This window comes from Paenibacillus sp. FSL A5-0031 (assembly GCF_001956295.1).
Classification (GTDB): domain Bacteria; phylum Bacillota; class Bacilli; order Paenibacillales; family Paenibacillaceae; genus Pristimantibacillus.
Genome location: NZ_MRTD01000017.1, coordinates 89,779 through 108,646, shown reverse-complemented (window position 1 = coordinate 108,646; position 18,868 = coordinate 89,779). Strand labels below are relative to the sequence as shown.

Below are 18,868 nucleotides of genomic sequence, written 5' to 3'. Positions count from 1 at the left end.
CTTTTATTTCAAAAGCACAATGCCCACATTTTGAATTGTGACCTGCTGTACATATTCTGATATGATAAGAATTAACTTACACATCGGAACAAGCGTTCCGCTAGCGGAAAGGAACCATACCATGAGCGTACAGTTGTCCGAGCGAGTCATTAAGCTGCTATGCGGCGATACCTTCTACGAACGCGGCGAAGCCTACTATAAAGATGGAAAAGTTACGCTTGCGGACCGAGGTCCTGAGGCAAGCAGCTTTAAAGCTATCGTAATCGGCAACCATCGCTATGAGGTTACGATTGATATTGACCTGGATGGAGACGTCGAAGCGGAGTGCTCCTGTCTCGCTTTCAGCACCTACGATAAGTATTGCCAGCATGTTGCTGCGGCGCTGCTGCAAATTCATCATTTTCAAAATGAGTATGATACTCCTGCCCGTATCTATCCCTCACTCCTTCATCCAGAGGATAGGCCTTACTATGATGATGACGAAGCAGATACAACCCATCTCCGTAATCGATATGCGGCGCATGCGGGGTTAGAAGCAGCCGATACTCGGCTGGCTAACGGCATGTTAGGCTTGTTCAGCCACCGTCCGATTCGCACAAGCGGAAGCCGGTCGCTTTTGGACATGCGCACCACTCTGGAAGTAGAGATTTCTGTTAAGCTTTTCCCCTACGGCTTCCGAAAGCATATGTTCGGCATTGAGCTTAAGGTTGGCCCAAAACGGTTATATATCGTACAACAAATACGAGAATTTCTGGAAAAGGTCGATCGGCGGGAGCCTTACGTCTTCTCGAAACATTTCACCTATGATCCAGCCGTTCACAGCTTTCAGCAGGAGAATGATGCGGTGCTTGCGAGGCTTATTCAAATCTACCGAAATGAAAAGATATTCAGGGAATCGCTGTCCCGCTCATTTCTAAGAGAGGCTCCGGCCGGCGGAGACCGTATGCTGCTTGTACCTCCCTCCTCATGGGAGAAGACGCTTCCTCTGCTAACTGCTGCACCGACCGTACAGCTGCTCTATAACAATCAAACGTTTCATGGCATTGAACGGAGTGACGAAGCGCTCCCGCTCCATTTTGCGTTTGATCAAGCGACGAGCGACGGCTATCAATTGGATATTCAGGGACTTGATCAGATCATCATCATGGAAGATTATGAGCTGGTTATCACAAACGGCAAGCTGATCGAGCTGAAACCGGAATCTTGCACACGGCTTATGGAGATGAAGCAGCTGCTCGACACTTCCCGCAAGCCAAAGATTCATATTGCCCCTGCGCAAATGGAGCCGTTTATGGAAAGGGTCATCCCGGGACTAATGAAGCTGGGCAGTGTCGGAATTGCGGAATCAATATCTGACCGCGTGCTGCAAACGCAGCTTAAAGCGAAGCTTTACTTGGACCGAGTAAGGGATCGGCTGGTCGCAGGGCTTGAGTTCCAATATGGCGACATTATTATTAATCCTTTAGAAGGAAGCGAGAAATCACGCGGTACTGATCGCATTCTCATGCGGGACGGAGAACAAGAGCGGCTCATTCTCGAACTGATGGAGCTGGTTCCCTTTGCCAAAACAGAGGGCGGCTATTTCATGGAGGACGAGGATTCGGAATTCGAATTTCTGCACCATATCATCCCGCGGCTTGAGAAGCTGCTGACCGTGTACGCTACCTCTGCTGTTAAAGTGCGAATTGTGACTAAGCATGCAGCGCCAAAAGTAACGATTAATGTAGATGAGCGTACAGACTGGCTGGAATTCAAGTTCGATATGGACGGCATTCCTGAATCGGAAATTCGGAACCTGCTGAAGTCGCTTGAAGTGCAGCGCAAATACCACCGCTTGCCAAACGGCTCGTTATTGCCGCTTGATGGCGCCGAGTTTCAAGAAATTATCCATTTCTTAAATGAAGTCGGCTTGCGCCAGAGCGATATTCAAGGATCTGAATTTCGGATACCTACAGCACGCGGCCTGCATCTCATTGGTTCACATGAGAACGGAAATGCGGTAAGACTTGGCAAATCGTTCCGCCGGCTGCTGGAAAACATGCGTAACCCCGACAATTTGGATTTCCCAGTGCCGGACAATCTCGCGAACGTGCTGCGGGATTATCAACAGTATGGCTATCAATGGATGAAGACGCTTGCCCATTACCATTTCGGCGGCATTCTTGCCGATGATATGGGGCTCGGGAAAACAGTGCAGGCGATCACATTTGTCGTCTCCGTACTGCCGGAGATTCGGAAGCGAGAGCAGCCTGCATTAATTGTTGCTCCTGCTTCACTCGCCTACAACTGGCTGAATGAGCTGAAAAAATTCGCACCAGAGGTTCGCGCCGTTATTGCCGATGGCACCAAGTCAGAGCGCAGCGGCCTGCTGACAGGCGATTCTTCGGCGGATGTGATCATAACTTCATATCCCTTGCTGCGCAAAGATATTAAAGATTATATGAAGCAAAGCTTCCACACGCTGATTTTGGATGAGGCGCAATATTTCAAAAACCATACGACTCAAACCGCGCAAGCCGTTAAGGCAATTGATGCCGGGTATCGCTTCGCATTGACCGGCACGCCCGTGGAAAATACGCTGGAGGAGCTTTGGTCTATTTTCGGAGCCGTTTTCCCTGCGTTATTTCCCAGCAAGCAAGCTTTCAATGAGCTATCGCGAGAAGCTGTCGCCAAGCGGGTTCGTCCGTTCTTGCTGCGCAGGCTGAAAAGTGATGTATTAAAGGAGCTGCCTGACAAAATCGAGTCGATTCAAGCATCGGAGCTGCTGCCTGAACAGAAACAGCTGTATGTTGGCTTCCTAGCCAAGCTGCAGCAGGAGACAGTGAAGCATTTGAACGATGAAAGTTTCCAGCAAAATCGAATTCGAATTTTGGCTGGAATAACAAGGCTTCGCCAGCTCTGCTGCCATCCTGCCTTATTCGTAGAAGATTACCGAGGAAGCTCCGCCAAATTTGAGCAGCTCCTCGAAATTATCGAGGAATGCCAGAGTGCTGGCAAGCGGCTGCTCATCTTCTCACAATTTACAGAGATGCTCGGCCTAATCGCACGGGAGCTGGGTTACCGAGGCATTACTCATTTTTATTTGGACGGGCAAACAAAAGCCTCCGAGCGCGTCGAGCTTTGTAATCGATTCAACGACGGTGAGCGTGACCTCTTCCTGCTCTCGTTAAAAGCCGGGGGCACTGGACTAAACCTAACGGGTGCCGACACTGTTATTCTCTACGACCTTTGGTGGAACCCCGCCGTCGAGCAGCAAGCAGCGGATCGTGCACATCGCATTGGACAGAAAAACGTCGTACAGGTCATCCGGCTCGTAACGCAAGGCACGGTCGAGGACAAAATGTATGAGCTTCAGCAAAAGAAAATGAACCTGATTGACGAGGTTATCCAGCCTGGTCAGGAGGCTCTATCCTCTCTATCGGAAAAGGATATTCGTGAAATTCTGATGATTGAGTGATGTGAATTCAATTCATATTAAAGGTGCATGGCTCAGCTCCGTTAAGGAGCAGACTGCCGCTTCGAAATAAAAAAAGTAGGAATCACAAATAGATTCCTACTTTTTTTTGCATACAACATGTCTCGTCTAGAGGATCAATCTATTTTACTGCTTTAACAAACGATCAATCTCAGCGGCTGCTTCCGTTAATCCCTGTTTAACCGAAAGTTCCTCTTGAAAAATTTTGGTCATATATTTTATATAAGTAGCGTCAATTCGACTATACCTTTTCACTGGCGGACGAAGAAATGTATGATCAAGCGCCTCCGTGTATGGATGAATAAAGGATTCACCCTGCGCCTTTATCTCTTTGGCCTTCAAGTTAGTCGGAATTATGCCTGTTTGCGACATTGCAATTTGTGATTGCGTATTGACCATCCATTTCATAAATGTCCAGGCCTGCAATGGGTTTTTCGAGCCCTTCATAATGACTAAATCTTCTCCTCCCAATATGGAGGCAGGACCAAAAACCGGCGGAAACGGAACTGCTATTGTTGTGTTAATCGCCCTCTCCAGCTCTTCGCCTTGAAAAACGCTGTAAAACCAAGGTCCATCATCTGTGACCAATATTTTTCCTGACTTTACCCCCTCCCAATTATCTCCGCCGCCGTTAATAACCGTACGATCAATCAACTGCTCTTTATATAGCAATAAAAGCTGCTCAACCGCCTTGATTGTCGCTTCTCCATTCAAATAGCCGGATGCCTTCGAATATGAATCATCTGTCATACGTCCGCCCAGCGCATAAATATAAGGCAAGCTCTTCCACGACTCAAGCCCCCCTATACCAATCATGAATCGATGTTTTTTAGCAAGATCAATCACTTCCTGGAAAGTTGCAGGCGGCTTTGACAAGCCCGCCTGTTCCAACAATGTACGATTAAATATAGCAATTTTCGTGTTCATATTAACGGGAAGAGAATATTGGGCACCCTTATAATAACCTGCTGAGCCTGTATTGCTCTGCAGCGATTGCGTTATTTTGCCAAAATCATCGTATTCGCTCAGGGGTAGCAGCAATCCGCTTTGGGAAAACTCAGGCACCCATACAATATCCATACGCACTACATCAGGCGCTCTATTGGAAGATGCCTTGGAGATGAGCGTGTATTTCATTTCCATATTGTTGCTTTGCCGAACAGGAACGACGTGAATAGCGGGGTACGCCTCCTCAAACGCAGGAATAAGTATATCCTCCAAAATTCGAGTCTCTTGATCACTGTACGTATGCCAGAACTCGAGCTCCGTATTCTCGGTATTTGTTAACTTCTCGACCTTGCTGTCATTTGTAAGAATAGACTGCTGGCTGCAGCCTGAGCTGATTGCAAGTAAACACACTATTATTATCAGCCTATTTATAAGCATGGCAATCTCCTCCATCAACTATTGTTGATGCTTATCTCGATACTCTACAGGTGTCATCTGAGTCATCTTTTTAAACAGCTTGCTAAAATATTTCACATCGTTAAAACCGGATTTTTCAGCTACCTCATAAATCTTGTACTCGTTTTTAACCAGCATCCGTTTTGCTTCATGCAGCCTCAAATCGATTAAATAATCGATGAAATTTTGACCTGCCTGTTTTTTGAACAAATTCGAAAAATAGCTTTTGCTTACATGTATGTTATCCGCTACTTGTTGCAGTGTTAAATCTTCTCTGTAATGGAGCTTAATGTAGGCGATGGCTTTAGTGATTAACTGTCCGCTATGGCCTTTATCAGCCAACCTTAGCTGATTGGGATGCTCCATTTCCTCAAACAATTGACGGATAGTCGATTCGAGCTGAACAACCGTCTCACAGCGCCAAATGTGTTCTCGGAAATCTGATAGCGTTTTTGGGCCTCCGTTCACAAAAGCATAGGCGGAGAGCAGCTCATATGCTTCTTTTCTTACGTGCTCCGGTGTTTGAGCACCCTTCGTCCAGCTTGAAACGAAGCGATCGATGACTGTTTTTGTATGGTCCTCGGTGCGAAATTGCTCAACCATAACCTGCATGTTCATTCTCTCATAATTAGACCCCGCTTCGCTCTCATCCGGTATTTGTTCATAGGCAAAGAGTTTGCCCGTACCTTCAAAAAATCTTCGTTCCCCTGCAGCTCGGCTTTTTCTGAGTCCTGTTTCCACCCGCTCTGTTTCCTGCTCCACACAGTAACCAATAGAAGTTGAGGTCGATAGTTCAGCAGCAACCCGGTTCTTGAAGCGCTCAAGCTCACCTTCTGCATTCCCCACAAGAGGTAAGATCATAAAGAGACCTTCTCCTATCAAAATCGGCGCACTGCCATACTGGAATTGCTCATAAAATAAAGCCTGCATATCCTCATACATGATGCTAATATGCAAATCCCCGTATCGTTCCCGCCACTCGTTTAGACCATCCGATATAACAAAAGCACAAACGTAGCGGTCATTTGGCTGATCAAAAAGATCAACTAATTTAGATTCAGACTCGCTGGTTGCGAGCAAGCGTATGATTTCCTGCTCAGAACGTCTTCTCGCAAGGAAAACCAATTGCTCATCGAACTGTTGATTTTGCACGACTTGTCTGCGGTTTTGCTGCAGCATTTCTTTACATCGCACGAGTACAGCAATGAGTTCCCCCGCTTCCAGTGACGGCTTAAGCAAGTAATCGACAGCACCCTGCTTCATCCCCTCACGGACATATTCGAATTCATTGTAGCTGCTAATTAGGATAACCTTGGTTAGCGGATTAACCTCCAGCGCCTTTCGCGTTAGCTCCAGGCCATCCATAACTGGCATCTTAATATCCGTTATCAAAATATCAATAGGCTGAGATCGAAGCCGTTCAAATGCTTCAAGGCCATTTGCACAATCTCCCACTAAGGTCAGCCCTTGCTCATCCCAATTTATGAAGTTTTTAAGCCCGTTTCGAATAATCGGCTCGTCGTCCACAATCAAAACATAATCGTTCACGTCATTTCCTCCTCGAAGTTGTAGGCAGCAATATCTGAACTCGGAAGCTTTAGCTTTATAAACGGATGACGATATGAATATGAGTACCGAGTCCAATATCACTCGTAACAGATATGCCCGAGCCTGCGCCATAATAAAGCCTTAAGGAATCATAAACATGCTTCATTCCTATGCCTGCTATCGTCATACCTTCCTTTGCATTCAATTGTTTCAACTTCTCTTCTGATATTCCTGAGCCATCATCATGGATCACAATCCGCAACTCTCCCTGCTGCTCTGTCACCTTAATCGTAATATCTCCTCCGCGATTAAGCGGCACGAAGCCGTGGAAGATCGCATTCTCAACGAGCGGCTGAAGCAGCATCCTTGGAATTTTCACTTGATCCGCCCCAGGCTGTACCTCTATAGCCAAAGCATATTTTTGCTCATACCGCATTTCTAAAATAACGATATATTTCTGAATGATCTCCAGCTCTTCCGCAAGTGTAATCATTTGCCCGTTCTTGCCCATATTCGCTTGAAGCAGTCTAGTTAGAGCCGCTAGCCCTTGATCGGCTCGCTCCATCTCTCCTGCTCGAATCAGCCATCTGAGCGTACTAAGCGTATTGTAGAGAAAATGCGGATGAATCCGGTAAGTGACCGCACGCACCTCGGCCTCAAGCTTCTCGTTTTGCTCCTGCTCCACTCGTAGCATCAGCTGTTCAATTTCATCCAGCATTTTATTAAAATGCCTACTCATGAGCCCAATCTCGTCTGTAGACGTTAACGCTGTTCGAACAGATAGATCTCCCTGCTGAACTCTCCTCATCTCTAACGTTAATTGCTTGATAGGTTTCGTAACCTTCTTCGCGATGATAAGACCAACGAGCACCGCAAGCAAAGCGAAGCATGCTGAGGTTATTAAAATACGTGTATGCAGCTTATCCAGCGCCCCCGTTATTTCAAGCGTAGGAACTGTGCCAACCAGCAGCCAACCATTGCTTAGCAGCTGTTTTACGCCATAATAATGGACGCCCTTATTGGCGTACTCGAATTCAACTGCATCATTATGTACAATCAACTCATGCAGTTTGGCATCCTCCACAATTTGACCAATTCGTGAAAGATCCGCATCGATCATAATTTCACCTTTGGGGTTAACGACCATATAACGTCCGGTTTCCCCCAGCTTCACTTGCTTAATCGTATTAATAATGGCCTCGCCATTTAAATTAACGACCAGCAGGCCGATTTGCTGAAGCGATTCAAAGTCTTTTAACGCACGGCTGATCGGGAGAACAAGATCAGTATTTTCCCCGCCGCCGCTAAAAGGATCCTTCCGCATCGGCTGCCATACGAACCCGCCATCCTGCTTTTTCGACTCCGCTACCCACTCTTGATAATTCAAGTCAACCTTTCGCAGTTTGGGTGTAGAAAATGTGCCGCTCCCCCAGCCGATGCCCCCACTTTTAATGATATAAACAATTCTTACAAATGAGCTTGAATAAACGACGTTATTAAGCAGCGTATTTAATGATTGCGTCATCTCGATCTGCTCGCTAAGCGGACTCAAGGTATATTGCATCGCTGATTTTTGCACCTTCAAATCACTGTATATTAAATCGGATGTGTCGCTTCCCGCGTTGAAAATAGAAGACAAGGCATCTGCGGTTTGCTTGGTAACCTGGACGGTAGATGCTCTAACATTTCGTTTTACAAGCGCGGAAGATTCCAAATAGAAAGAGAAACCCGATAAAGTGGTCGGAATCAAAATAATGAGTAAAAACGCTAAAATCATTTTTGAAGCAAATCGGTTCGTTATTTTCTCGAAGCGCGCCATAAGCTGCCCACCTTGTTAAAGAAGATACTCCTAGTTTACCTAAATCAACACGATTAAAATAGAAGGTTTTATAGTAGAGGAGCGCAGCTATGCTGGCTTCGCTCCATTCATTCCCATGCATTACTTTTATATCGGCAAGCGCTTTCATACCAGTGTACAAAACAAAGCGCACGAAAACTATCTTTCGTATCGCTTGTTTATGCCTGCTATTGCAACCTCACTTGTAATTAATGGTTAGTAGATCCCAGTATTTCAGGACTGGAAGCTTAAGTGTAACCTTGCCTTCTTGCTGCTTGAAGCTCAGCTTAATAGGTGATCCTTGATAATAGTCTGGTGAGGCGAATAGGATACTTGCAACTTCACGCTCTGTCTCAATGGAAATGTCTATTTCTTTACGCTCATTAGGTACAGCTTGCTCGCCCTTGCTATCATTCCACTCCATCGTTTTAGCACCAGTGAAGTTAATGAAGTGAACGATGTCGCTTCCGCTTTTCTGCTTCGCAAAGGACCATATTTTGCCTTGCTCTGGAGCAGCGGAAACACTTGTGTCCCCTGTACTTGATACGATTAGTTCAGATTCCTCTACTCCATCTCGCAAAATGTTCTGATAAGCGACAAGGAAATCGTAATAGCGAATAAGCTGCTCTTCCAGTTCAGCTGGAATGGAGAGATTTCGATTAGGGAAATACTCTTTGGCCAGCATATTTTCCCCAAGCTCTAGATGGGATCCGCCGGATGCGAAGATGACTGCGTCTGTAAGCAGAACACCTGGCGTATTAAATTCGCCGCTCGCGTTTGCCAAATCATAGTTCATATAAGCAGCAAGCACCGTGTTTAGCTTATTTTTGCTAAACTGGTTGTTTTGATCGATAATCCCCTTCAGGTTGCCATACTTCGGATGCCCGTCCCATACTTCGGTATATAGGAATGAGAGAGGTGCTTGAGGAGCCATAAAGGCTTGCCCATACTGTCCGACAGCGTTCATTACATAGTCGACATCCAGCTTCTCCTTGGCTGCTTTCAGGAATGATACATAGCCAGGCGCCAGCTTTACACTTTCTCCTTTGGCATTCCAAAGCGCTCCGCGATCGCCTAATTGATCAACATGCCAGCCGTCGAATTTCAATTGGTTAAATACTTCAATTTCTTTATCGATCAGATAGTTTTGCCACTCCACGTTATTTGGGTCATAGAGCATAATGTCGCTGGCCCAGCTGTCTGGCAATGGATGCTTATCCTGATTCGCTTGCGAAGGATCTTTGTACAGCGCCCACGCTTTTTTGACGCCGTCCGCCTCTGCCCCCTCATATGCCCCGAACAATAAATTGTAGTTCATCGCCTTCATGTTTTTGCTGTGCGCAAGGTCAATATAGCCTTTAATTGTATCCAAGGCGACAGGCCTGTTTGCAATATCCGGCCATTCCGACGCTGGTTGATTGCCTTCCAGCTTCAGAGGCTGATGATGTTTATACTGCCAATCATAAAACTGAACGCCGTTAATATGGAACCGATTCAGACGTTCGATTACTGTTGCCATCTCTTCCCCATTCATGCTGTGGAAGTCCGCCAAATAACCATAACGAGGAAATTTGCTCCAGTCTGTGGACACGTCAACTGCGATGTTCTGATGATCCTTCACTTCTTCCTTCGTTGCAAAGAAAACCTCAGCCATATAACCTCGGCCATCTTCCTTTGGAGGCGTCCAATCCCATTCCAATGAATTGCCGTCCACCTTGACTTCTTGCTCAGCGATCTTCTCCCCTAGATGGCGATACTGGACAATCACCTTCGCTTTTGACTCCGTTTTAGCCAAATCCAACGTAAAATGAACGTTGTCGCCGGGACGATAAGCCGATTTGTCGGTCGACAAGCGACTTATTATACCTTGGCTATTCACAAGCTCCGCCTTTATTTCCTTCTGCTCGCTGCAGCCGGAAGCAAGAATCATAAAAGAGGTAATGACAACAATGACTGATGAACTTATTCTATTTCGATTTCTTTTCCGTTTCATTTGATAGCTCCTGTTTTTAGATTTAACCCTTCACTCCGCCTTCGTTAAATCCACCCTGTACGAATCTTTTTTGGAAAATAATATAAAGGATGATCGTCGGAATGAGCGCTATAATGGAAGCAGCAAATACCCATGAATAGTTTGTCGCATATTTATCGTTGAACATCAGCAGTGCAATTGGCAGCGTCCGAAGCGCCTCATCCTTAATAATGACTAGAGCCGTGAAATACTCCTCCCATGTGCCTTGAAAGGAAAGAACTGCAAGCGTCGCAATCGCCGGCATCGACTGAGGCAGGTAAATATTCCAGAAAATGCGCCAGCTGCCACCGCCATCGATCAACACGGACTCCTCGTACTCCTTCGGAATGCTTTGAAAGAATCCACGCAAGAAGAACGTGCTGCCAACAACACCGCCGCCGATATAAATTAACCATAGCCCCCAGTAGGTGTTAACCAAACCAAATGATTTGATAATTAGAAACTGTGGAATAATGTTGATCACTCCGGGAATCATCATGGTCAGAAGAAACATTCGAAATAGAAACTCTTTGCCCGGAAACGTAAATCTGGCAAACCCGTAGGCGGTTAAACAGCCGAGAAACAAACTTCCTGTCATAGACACGATGGTAACGAGCGAGCTGTTCAGGAAATACCTTGCAAAATTATTTTTGCTCCATACTAGCTGGTAATTATATAGGTTTGGGATGACAGAGAATACTTCCTTAGGCCGCGGCAGCGAGTATGCCCCTTTTATGAAGCTCGTCATAATCATATATACGAAGGGAAATAGAAAAGCCAACGCTCCAAGCACGATAATGCTGTAAACTAGAAGCTGAATATGCCATTTAGTTTTCATTTCTTCTCCCTCCTACAAAAACCGCTGATTGCCGAATTTTTTCATCTGAGAATAGGTGAGTAAAAACACTGCAATCCCCATCATGACGGCTACCGCAGATGCATAACCAAAGTTAAAGTTCTTAAATGCTTGCATGTACATAAGGCTTGGCAGCGTCTGTGTCTGATCCATCGGGCCGCCGCGGGTAATAAAGTACACTTGTGGAAAGAAGTTGAATGCTCCGTTAATTAGGTTAATAAGAACGAATGCGGTGACAGGACCTAACATCGGAACCGTAATGCTCCAGAACTGCTTCGTTCCGTTAGCGCCGTCAATTTGCGCCGCTTCATAATATTCCTTCGAAATGCCCTGCAAGGCCGCCAAATAAATGACTACGCCCCAACCAACCGTTTTCCAAATATGAAACAACCAGATGACAATCATAGCCGTCCAATAATTTGATAAAAAATTAATCGGTTCATGGAATATGCCAAGCTGCTTATAAAAGATATAGTTGATCAAGCCATATTCACCGCCAGCGAACATGAACCGGAACAAGAACGCGACCACGATCCAAGATGTGATGATGGGCAAATAATAAATCGTGCGGAACACAATCTTATGCCTAACGAAGTGGATATTAATTAAGACCGCAAACACGATGGCAAGAAACCAGTTAATGGGTACCGTTACCGCGACGTTCAGAACCGTATTTCGGATTGCCATTAACACTTTATTGTTCGGATCCGTAAATGCGGATACGTAGTTTGCAAAGCCAATGAATGGATTTTCTGCATTAGGCATAATGCTGTATTCCTGGAAGCTTATAATTATGTTTTTGATCATCGGATAAATAACGAATACGGCCGTTCCTAAAACACCAAGAAAGATATAAGGCATAACCTTTATCCACTGCTGAATGCCCTTTTTCAACTTTACGCCTGCCGGAATTCGCTGCTCTTGTTTCGGCTGCCCCGTCACTGGTATAGACATATTGATGCTCCTTCCCTATCCTTCATCTCACTAGAGCCTTCATCTACCTTTGCAGCAGATGAAGGCTCTAGCATTTCACTTATTTCTTCAAAATAGCTTCAATGTTTTTCGCTGCCTCATCGAGCGCTTCTTTTGGTTTAAGCTCTCCACGGACCGCTTTCTCAAAAGCAAGATTAACGATTCCTTCCATTTCGCCGTATTGTGGAATCGGTGTGCGCGGCAGTGCAGTTTCAAGCTGCTTCACGTATTCTGTAACGAATGGCTGCTCAAGAAATGCCGGATCGTTTGCTGCCGTTTTGTTTGTAGGGATAAGACCAAGCTTGCTCATGATCTTTTGCGGCTCGTCGCCAAGCATCCATTTTGCAAATGTCCACGCCTCTTGCGGATGCTTTGAGTTTGCAAAGATAACAAGATCCTCGCCGCCTACAACAGATCGGCTGCCGCCTGCACCAGCAGGAATCAAGCCGCGAACCGTTTGCTCCAGCGGTTTGAATTTCGATTCTGCTTCGTTCATCAGAATGCTGTAAAACCAAGGGCCGTCATCAATCATCATATAATCATTGTTTTTCATACCGTCCCATGCGCCTGGCTCGCCGCCAAGAATCGTAGGCGTTACAAGTCCGTCTTTATTCCACTGTACAATCATTTCGAGCGCTTTTACGCTCTCCGGGCTATTCAAGTAGCCTTCAACCTTTGTATAGTCCTCGTTCGTCAATGAACCGCCAAGGCTCCAGAAGTAAGGCGATGCTGCCCATACGTTCGCTCCGCCGATGCCAATACCGCCCGGTTTGCCTTTTGCGACCGCAAGCTTGGCTGCTGCAACGAACTCATCCATTGTCGCAGGAGCTTCTTTTACGCCGATTTCATCCAAAACCGCTTTATTGTAGATAGCAATTTTTGTATTTGTGTTTACTGGAACGCCATAGTAGCCGCCGTTATAGGCATTCGTTTCCATAGGCGCTTCGAACGTATTTGCTTTTAATGCATCAAAACCCTCATTCTTGCTTATATCTTGCAGCGCTCCCATCTTGGCAAATTCAGGAACCCAAATAATATCCATTCGCATGAGGTCAGGTGCTGCATCGCCCGCTACTCCGGCAATAACCTGCTCTTTCAAGCCCTCGTATGGCATTCTTGTCAGCTTGAGCTCGATACCCGGGTTTTCTTTCTCAAAGAGCGGCTTAATATTTTCCGTGAGCACCTTCTCTTCTTGATCGCTATAGGTATGCCAGTATTCAATAGTAATTTTTTTGCCACCCGCTGCCGGAGCGTTACCGCTTTCATTTTTCGGAGCATTTCCTCCGCTATTGGCAGGTGCGTTATTTCCGTTTCCACACGCCGTAATCGTAAAAGCCATTACCGCCGCTAGTACCCCGTACGAAATTGTTTTGTACCATTTCATAGGATTGACCCTCCTCATATTTATGCTTCTCCTTCATTATGCTTAAATCATTCTTCGCTAGAAACCGTTTTCATTGCGGAAAAGGTGTCGTATTTCACTCCGTTTTAAATGCCGCTTTTTTAGAAAAATAAAGAAGGTGTCTTATCTTTCTGTCTAAACAGAAAGATAAGACACCTTCACCATTTACTTTCCAATTGGCTCGAGCGGAGCAACACGTCCTAACGATATGCTTGCGCCTTGAACAGGAGCCGCCCATCGTACGCCATTCGCAATGACTTTCAGCACATCTGGATGATGGTAGATCGGGAATGTTTCATGTCCAGGCCGGAAATAAAACAACTTGCCTTTTCCTCTTCGGTAGCAGCAGCCGCTTCGAAATACCTCTCCCCCCTCGAACCAGGAAATAAATACGAGCTCATCCGGTGCGGGTATGTCAAAGCGCTCCCCGTACATTTCTTCCTTCGGAATTTCAATATAATCATTTAAGCCGTCCGCAATCGGATGGCCGTGCTCGATAACCCAAACCCGCTCTTTCTCGCCATCATCGCGCCATTTGAGATCTCCTGTTTTAGTGCCTAACAAACGCTCAAATATTTTGGAGCCATGGCCAGAATGAAGAACGATTAACCCCATGCCCTCCATGACGCGTGCGCGCACTTTCTCGACAATATCGTCCCGCACCTCAGCATGAGCGAGATGTCCCCACCAGATGAGCACATCCGTATGATACAACACATCATCGCTTAGCCCATGTTCAGGATCATCGAGAACCGCTGTCTTTACTTCAAAGCCATCCACTGTCTTCAAGTAACCGCCAATTGCGTTATGAATTCCTTCGGGATAGATGCTTGCTACCTGTTCATTTTGCTTCTCATGCCGATATTCATTCCAGACAGTTACCTTTATATTAGCCATTGTTAGAAGCCTCCTGTGTTATCGTAATCCAGCGCTCTTCCTGAGTGGACAGGAGAATAGAATCCAGAGTCAGCTGATTGATATAACCATCCTCAATTGATGCGTCGAGACCATCTTGCTTGCCGTTCAGCAAATTAAAGAAGGACTGCATTTGATTTGCTGTGAACGAATTTGGAATATCTATTTTACGGAATTGCGTATCCTCTCCAAGCTTGATTTCAAGGCTATCCTCTTCTTCAAGGTTGTAGATGAGCGCTCCTTGCGTACCATAAATCTCGATCCGTTGGTAATTGCCTCGACCAAAAGCGAAACGGGATATGTTCATCGTAGAGGAGCCGCCATCTTCAAAACGGGCAAGCACATGACAGAAATCATCAACATCCACCTCGCCTTTGCCCTCTCTATTTAGGTTGTCCCGCTCTTTTACAATCGTTCCTGCATCTGCGATAACCTTCACGGTTTCTCCGATAAGGAAGCGCTTAAGATCGAGAATATGAGAACCTAAATCACCGAGCGCACCCGATCCTGACAGATCCTTGCGAAATCGCCAGAGCAGTGGAATTTCCTCATTAATACCCCAGCTTTGCAAATACTGGCTGTATACGTGATTGATCTTGCCAAGCGCGCCTTGCTCAATCAGCTGCTTCGCATATCTAACCGCGGATTTATAACGATACGTGAAACACACCATATGAGGGATGGGATGATTCGCTAATTCCTGTCTAAGAATCACTGCGTCCCTCGCATCAAGGGCAATTGGCTTCTCAAGGGCAAATGGCTTGCGATGAATAATGGCGTCATACGCGATCTGAAAATGATTGCTGTTTGGTGTGCCTATGGTCACAGCATCCAGCTCTGATTGCTTTAACATATCCAAATGATTTACATACTGCCGCTCAAGCGGAATACCCAATTCATTTCCTTTGTCCAAAAGCGCTTCCTCATTACAATCACATATCGACCATATTTCAGCATGCTCACTTGCCAAGATGCCTTCAATATGAAAGTTAGCAATGCCGCCAAGCCCAATAACGCCTATTTTCAGCTTCTTCATATGCTTCATCCCGTCCTTATAGTGGCTTCAATTACAAACCCAGTATAGTTTGTGTTAGAATGAACGGGAATGTCCGATCTAGACTCTTTTTGTACAAAAGCGACTTTTACGGAGTGAAGGAGGTCATAACTATTGCTGTCCATGAACATGGATTTAGTGCCTCGCATAAAAATTATGGGGTTTATTGCTTACAAAAGCCCGTGGATTCATTTCAAACGAAATATAAATGAGTATGTGCTCTATTTCATCAGAAGTGGAGAACTCCATATTAAAGAGGAGAAAAATCATTATGTTCTGCGTAAAGGTGACTTGCTTATTCTTGAGCCCAATTTGAATCATGAAGGGACTGCAAAGCATATTTGCGATTACTATTACATTCACTTTGAGCATTCAGATATTAAAGCTGTGTATAGGGATGATATGCTGGCTTTAGCCAATTACTTTATTGTTGAGCATGACCAGTCTCCGTTTATTGAGCATAAGCCTACCGTTAATGGAATCCATCCAAATCACTGCTACTTCCCCAAATACCATACGATTTCTGATAAAACCAGATTTAATCTCATCCTGCATGCATTAAATGAAATGCAGAAGCTCTACATGCGCAGGTATTACAATAGAAGCCTAACTGCTTTTCAATTTATGCAATGGCTCGTTGAGCTCTCACGTGAATATTTTATGGATGAGCTGAAGCGCAACGACCGAATTCATTCGAAGTCGGTTTTTAAGGTTAACGCGCTGCTCGATTATATCCATCAAAACTATCAGAGCAAAATAACCGGCAAAGACATTGAGCTTGCATTTGAAGGCAACTATGATTATTTAAACCGTGCCTTTAAGCTCGTTACCGGCCAATCGATCATTCGGTACATCAACGCGGTTCGAGTAAACCAAGCGAAACAATTGATTGAAACGACGCCGCTCAGCATAGGAGAAATCGGTTATCTAGTCGGGATCAACGATCCCTATCATTTCAGCAAAGCATTCAAAAAATATGTCGGCCTCTCTCCTACTCAATATTTTAAGCAAGTATGGAAGAGCGACTAAAAACCCTCCAAACGACCATCGTTAGGAGGGTTTTTTGGGCTTTAATCCATAGAAGCTATCTATCATTATGGGGCAAATATCTTCAATTGATACTAGCAGATTTTGATAGAGATAGGGATATTGACCAGTACGAACACTCTATCATGTACGTATACTTACACTACATAGATACAAAATAAATAAGAGAAAGGAGGATCTCTAGCTTTGCTAGAATGCTAGTTTTCCAAGTAGCCTAAGGTTCAATCTAGAAAAGGAGTGCTGCACAATAAAGCAAAAAAAGGGTTCAAAACTGAAAAGAGGTTAAAGCATGCATGACTTAATGATCATTATGACCATTTCCGCGTTCCTTCTAACAATCAGCTTCATCTTCTGGCGACCGCAGGTCAATGAAGCGATACCCGCAACAATCGGAGCTGCAGTCGTTCTTCTTAGCGGAAGCGTCTCGCTTTCCGATCTCGGTCAAATAACCGAAACGATAAGCGGGGCTGCGGTCACCATTATTGCTACTATCGTTATGGCCATTGTTTTAGAAAGCTTCGGTTTTTTCTACTGGGCAGCCGAGCTGCTCACCAAAAAAGCCCGCGGCTCCGGCATTCGTTTGTTTTGGCTAACAAACCTATTTTGTTTTCTCATGACACTTTTTGTAAACAATGATGGAAGCATCTTAATTACAACGCCCATATTGCTGCTCTTGCTGCAAAATATGGGACTAAAAAAACATCAAAAAATACCTTATCTATTATCTGGCGCCTTAATCGCAACGGCATCTAGTGCCCCTATCGGCGTAAGCAATATCGTCAATTTAATTGCGTTAAAAATCGTTCATATGGATCTCTACATGCATACCGCCATGATGTTCGTACCTGCTTCGCTTGGACTTGTCCTCTTGTCGCTCCTGCTGTTTGCCGTCTTCTATCGCACACTTCCAAAAACACTCCCTCCCGCTTCCAGGTGGAATCTTATGCCCGGCAGCCATCCGTTAAAGGAAACCTTGCCTAAAGAGAACCGCAACCGCTTCATGCGCAATATTCTTATTTTTGTATTTTGTGTTCGTATCAGCCTCTTTGTCGCATCCTACATCCACTTCCCCGTCGCTGCAATGGCTGTTATCGGGTCTGCTCTTCTGCTAGGCTGGCGTTGGTACCACTTGAAAATTTCACCGGCGGACATGCTCAAAAAAACTCCTTGGTATATACTCATATTCGCTTTCAGCATGTATGTAATCATTTATGGCCTTAACAACATTGGTTTAACGGATTGGCTTATTCATCTTATGCAGCCTCTCATCTCAGGAAGCCTGCTTCACGCCAGCGTTCTCATGGGCGGACTTTTAAGCGTACTCTCCAATTTATTCAACAACCATCCCGCACTTATGGTCGGTACGATTACACTAATGAATATGGGCCTCGATCCTCTGACGTTAAAAATTGCTTATCTCGCTAGTGTCATCGGCAGTGACATCGGTTCGCTCCTATTGCCAATTGGCACATTGGCAACGCTTATGTGGATGCATATCGTACGTAAAGGCGGGGTTCCAATTAGCTGGGTTCAGTATTTGAAGGTAACTTCAATCGTCATTCCGATTACCGTTGTATTCACGTTGATTCTATTATCGTATTGGGTATACTGGGTGTTCTAATTTGCAAAAAAAGAGACCTTCCGCAAGGAAGGTCTCTACTATATATAATAGGATAAACATTTCATCTGGTTAATAGCTGTATTTTATACTCGAAATAATCCATAACCGTCCAAAGGCACGACAGGCGACCTATCTATCTTGAGTCCCTGTGATTGTCCATGGAAAGCAACATCAACCAGCCACTGTGTAAAGTCGGCAACATCCATTGATTCCAGCTCCTGCAAGGTGAAGAAACCGGCAGCGTCAACCTCCACAAAATCCGGGGCAGGCTCTCCGCTCACATATTCCATCTCAAATGCGACGTACAGATTATGTATATTTCTCGGCTGATCACGCAGTGCTACGACGTTTTTAACGATTGCTTGCACGCCGCACTCCTCCATAACCTCTCGCTCAATCGTGTCTTGAATGGCTTCCAACTGCTCGATATAGCCGCCAGGATTCGTCCATTTTCCTTTTCCAGGCTCTTGCGCTCGGCGAACGAGCAAAATTTTCTCATCCTTAACGACCAGTGCTCCGACACCAATGCTATAATTTCCCCAATGAACAAAGCTGCAGCTCGTACAAGCCCGCCTCATCGTACCGTCAACGTCACGGGTTTCGAGCTCATGACCGCATGACATACAAAATTTCGCTTCCATTTGCTTCACCTCTGCATCAAGCTTTTTATCTCATTTGATTATACGAATTATTTCAGCTTATGCATAGGTTGTACCCATTAAGTAC

At 45.3% G+C, this 18,868-nt stretch carries 13 protein-coding genes; 3 read left to right on the top strand and 10 right to left on the bottom strand.

Features of this window, described 5'->3' with window-relative positions; genetic code table 11:
- The first annotated feature begins 121 nt into the window (after nucleotides 1-121).
- Complete coding sequence (locus BK120_RS25845) at nucleotides 122-3,457, top strand: DEAD/DEAH box helicase (RefSeq protein WP_076270387.1); 3,336 nt, start codon at nucleotides 122-124, stop codon at nucleotides 3,455-3,457.
- 144 nt (nucleotides 3,458-3,601) lie between these two features.
- Here BK120_RS25845 and BK120_RS25840 read toward each other — a convergent pair whose 3' ends face one another.
- The 9 genes from BK120_RS25840 to BK120_RS25800 all read right to left on the bottom strand — a co-directional run bounded on the left by BK120_RS25840 (nucleotide 3,602) and on the right by BK120_RS25800 (nucleotide 15,456).
- Nucleotides 3,602-4,861, bottom strand: a complete 1,260-nt coding sequence (locus tag BK120_RS25840) for an extracellular solute-binding protein (RefSeq protein ID WP_076270386.1) — start codon at nucleotides 4,859-4,861, stop codon at nucleotides 3,602-3,604.
- 18 nt (nucleotides 4,862-4,879) lie between these two features.
- Nucleotides 4,880-6,427 (bottom strand): response regulator transcription factor, encoded by a 1,548-nt coding sequence (locus BK120_RS25835; RefSeq protein ID WP_076270385.1) that lies wholly within the window; start codon nucleotides 6,425-6,427, stop codon nucleotides 4,880-4,882.
- 55 nt (nucleotides 6,428-6,482) lie between these two features.
- Nucleotides 6,483-8,246 carry a cache domain-containing sensor histidine kinase gene (locus BK120_RS25830; RefSeq protein WP_076270384.1) on the bottom strand — a complete coding sequence of 588 codons (1,764 nt, stop codon included), beginning with the start codon at nucleotides 8,244-8,246 and terminating at the stop codon, nucleotides 6,483-6,485.
- A 217-nt stretch (nucleotides 8,247-8,463) separates the two neighbouring features.
- Nucleotides 8,464-10,257 carry a glycoside hydrolase family 66 protein gene (locus BK120_RS25825; protein ID WP_076270383.1) on the bottom strand — a complete coding sequence of 598 codons (1,794 nt, stop codon included), beginning with the start codon at nucleotides 10,255-10,257 and terminating at the stop codon, nucleotides 8,464-8,466.
- A 22-nt stretch (nucleotides 10,258-10,279) separates the two neighbouring features.
- Complete coding sequence (locus tag BK120_RS25820; RefSeq protein WP_076270382.1) at nucleotides 10,280-11,113, bottom strand: carbohydrate ABC transporter permease; 834 nt, start codon at nucleotides 11,111-11,113, stop codon at nucleotides 10,280-10,282.
- Between the two features lie 12 nt (nucleotides 11,114-11,125).
- The gene (locus tag BK120_RS25815) at nucleotides 11,126-12,085 is read right to left on the bottom strand and encodes a carbohydrate ABC transporter permease (protein ID WP_076270381.1); all 960 of its coding nucleotides are present in this window, start codon (nucleotides 12,083-12,085) and stop codon (nucleotides 11,126-11,128) included.
- Nucleotides 12,086-12,164: 79 nt separating this feature from the next.
- The gene (locus BK120_RS25810; protein ID WP_083682442.1) at nucleotides 12,165-13,487 is read right to left on the bottom strand and encodes an extracellular solute-binding protein; all 1,323 of its coding nucleotides are present in this window, start codon (nucleotides 13,485-13,487) and stop codon (nucleotides 12,165-12,167) included.
- 183 nt (nucleotides 13,488-13,670) lie between these two features.
- A complete protein-coding gene (locus BK120_RS25805; RefSeq protein WP_076270379.1) occupies nucleotides 13,671-14,402 on the bottom strand; it encodes a ThuA domain-containing protein in 732 nt (243 codons plus the stop codon).
- Complete coding sequence (locus BK120_RS25800; RefSeq protein ID WP_256711025.1) at nucleotides 14,395-15,456, bottom strand: Gfo/Idh/MocA family protein; 1,062 nt, start codon at nucleotides 15,454-15,456, stop codon at nucleotides 14,395-14,397. The genes BK120_RS25805 and BK120_RS25800 overlap by 8 nt, the downstream gene beginning before the upstream one ends.
- Nucleotides 15,457-15,597: 141 nt before the next feature.
- Between BK120_RS25800 and BK120_RS25795 the strand changes: the two genes are divergently transcribed.
- Together BK120_RS25795 and BK120_RS25790 are read left to right on the top strand one after the other, a co-directional pair.
- Entirely contained in the window at nucleotides 15,598-16,503 is a 906-nt protein-coding gene (locus BK120_RS25795; protein WP_305953906.1) for an AraC family transcriptional regulator, read from the top strand.
- Nucleotides 16,504-16,810: 307 nt separating this feature from the next.
- Nucleotides 16,811-18,142, top strand: a complete 1,332-nt coding sequence (locus BK120_RS25790; RefSeq protein WP_076270376.1) for an ArsB/NhaD family transporter — start codon at nucleotides 16,811-16,813, stop codon at nucleotides 18,140-18,142.
- An 83-nt stretch (nucleotides 18,143-18,225) separates the two neighbouring features.
- Here the strand turns inward: BK120_RS25790 and BK120_RS25785 are convergent, their stop codons facing one another.
- Nucleotides 18,226-18,783 carry an NUDIX hydrolase gene (locus tag BK120_RS25785; RefSeq protein WP_076270375.1) on the bottom strand — a complete coding sequence of 186 codons (558 nt, stop codon included), beginning with the start codon at nucleotides 18,781-18,783 and terminating at the stop codon, nucleotides 18,226-18,228.
- Between the last annotated feature and the right edge of the window lie 85 nt (nucleotides 18,784-18,868).

Coding starts and splice junctions, on each gene's coding strand:
- BK120_RS25845 (WP_076270387.1), top strand. CDS start 122: ATGAGCGTACAGTTGTCCGAGCGAGTCATTAAGCTGCTATGCGGCGAT.
- BK120_RS25840 (WP_076270386.1), bottom strand. CDS start 4,861: ATGCTTATAAATAGGCTGATAATAATAGTGTGTTTACTTGCAATCAGC.
- BK120_RS25830 (WP_076270384.1), bottom strand. CDS start 8,246: ATGGCGCGCTTCGAGAAAATAACGAACCGATTTGCTTCAAAAATGATT.
- BK120_RS25825 (WP_076270383.1), bottom strand. CDS start 10,257: ATGAAACGGAAAAGAAATCGAAATAGAATAAGTTCATCAGTCATTGTT.
- BK120_RS25820 (WP_076270382.1), bottom strand. CDS start 11,113: ATGAAAACTAAATGGCATATTCAGCTTCTAGTTTACAGCATTATCGTG.
- BK120_RS25815 (WP_076270381.1), bottom strand. CDS start 12,085: ATGTCTATACCAGTGACGGGGCAGCCGAAACAAGAGCAGCGAATTCCG.
- BK120_RS25810 (WP_083682442.1), bottom strand. CDS start 13,487: ATGAAATGGTACAAAACAATTTCGTACGGGGTACTAGCGGCGGTAATG.
- BK120_RS25805 (WP_076270379.1), bottom strand. CDS start 14,402: ATGGCTAATATAAAGGTAACTGTCTGGAATGAATATCGGCATGAGAAG.
- BK120_RS25800 (WP_256711025.1), bottom strand. CDS start 15,456: ATGAAGAAGCTGAAAATAGGCGTTATTGGGCTTGGCGGCATTGCTAAC.
- BK120_RS25795 (WP_305953906.1), top strand. CDS start 15,598: ATGAACATGGATTTAGTGCCTCGCATAAAAATTATGGGGTTTATTGCT.
- BK120_RS25790 (WP_076270376.1), top strand. CDS start 16,811: ATGCATGACTTAATGATCATTATGACCATTTCCGCGTTCCTTCTAACA.
- BK120_RS25785 (WP_076270375.1), bottom strand. CDS start 18,783: ATGGAAGCGAAATTTTGTATGTCATGCGGTCATGAGCTCGAAACCCGT.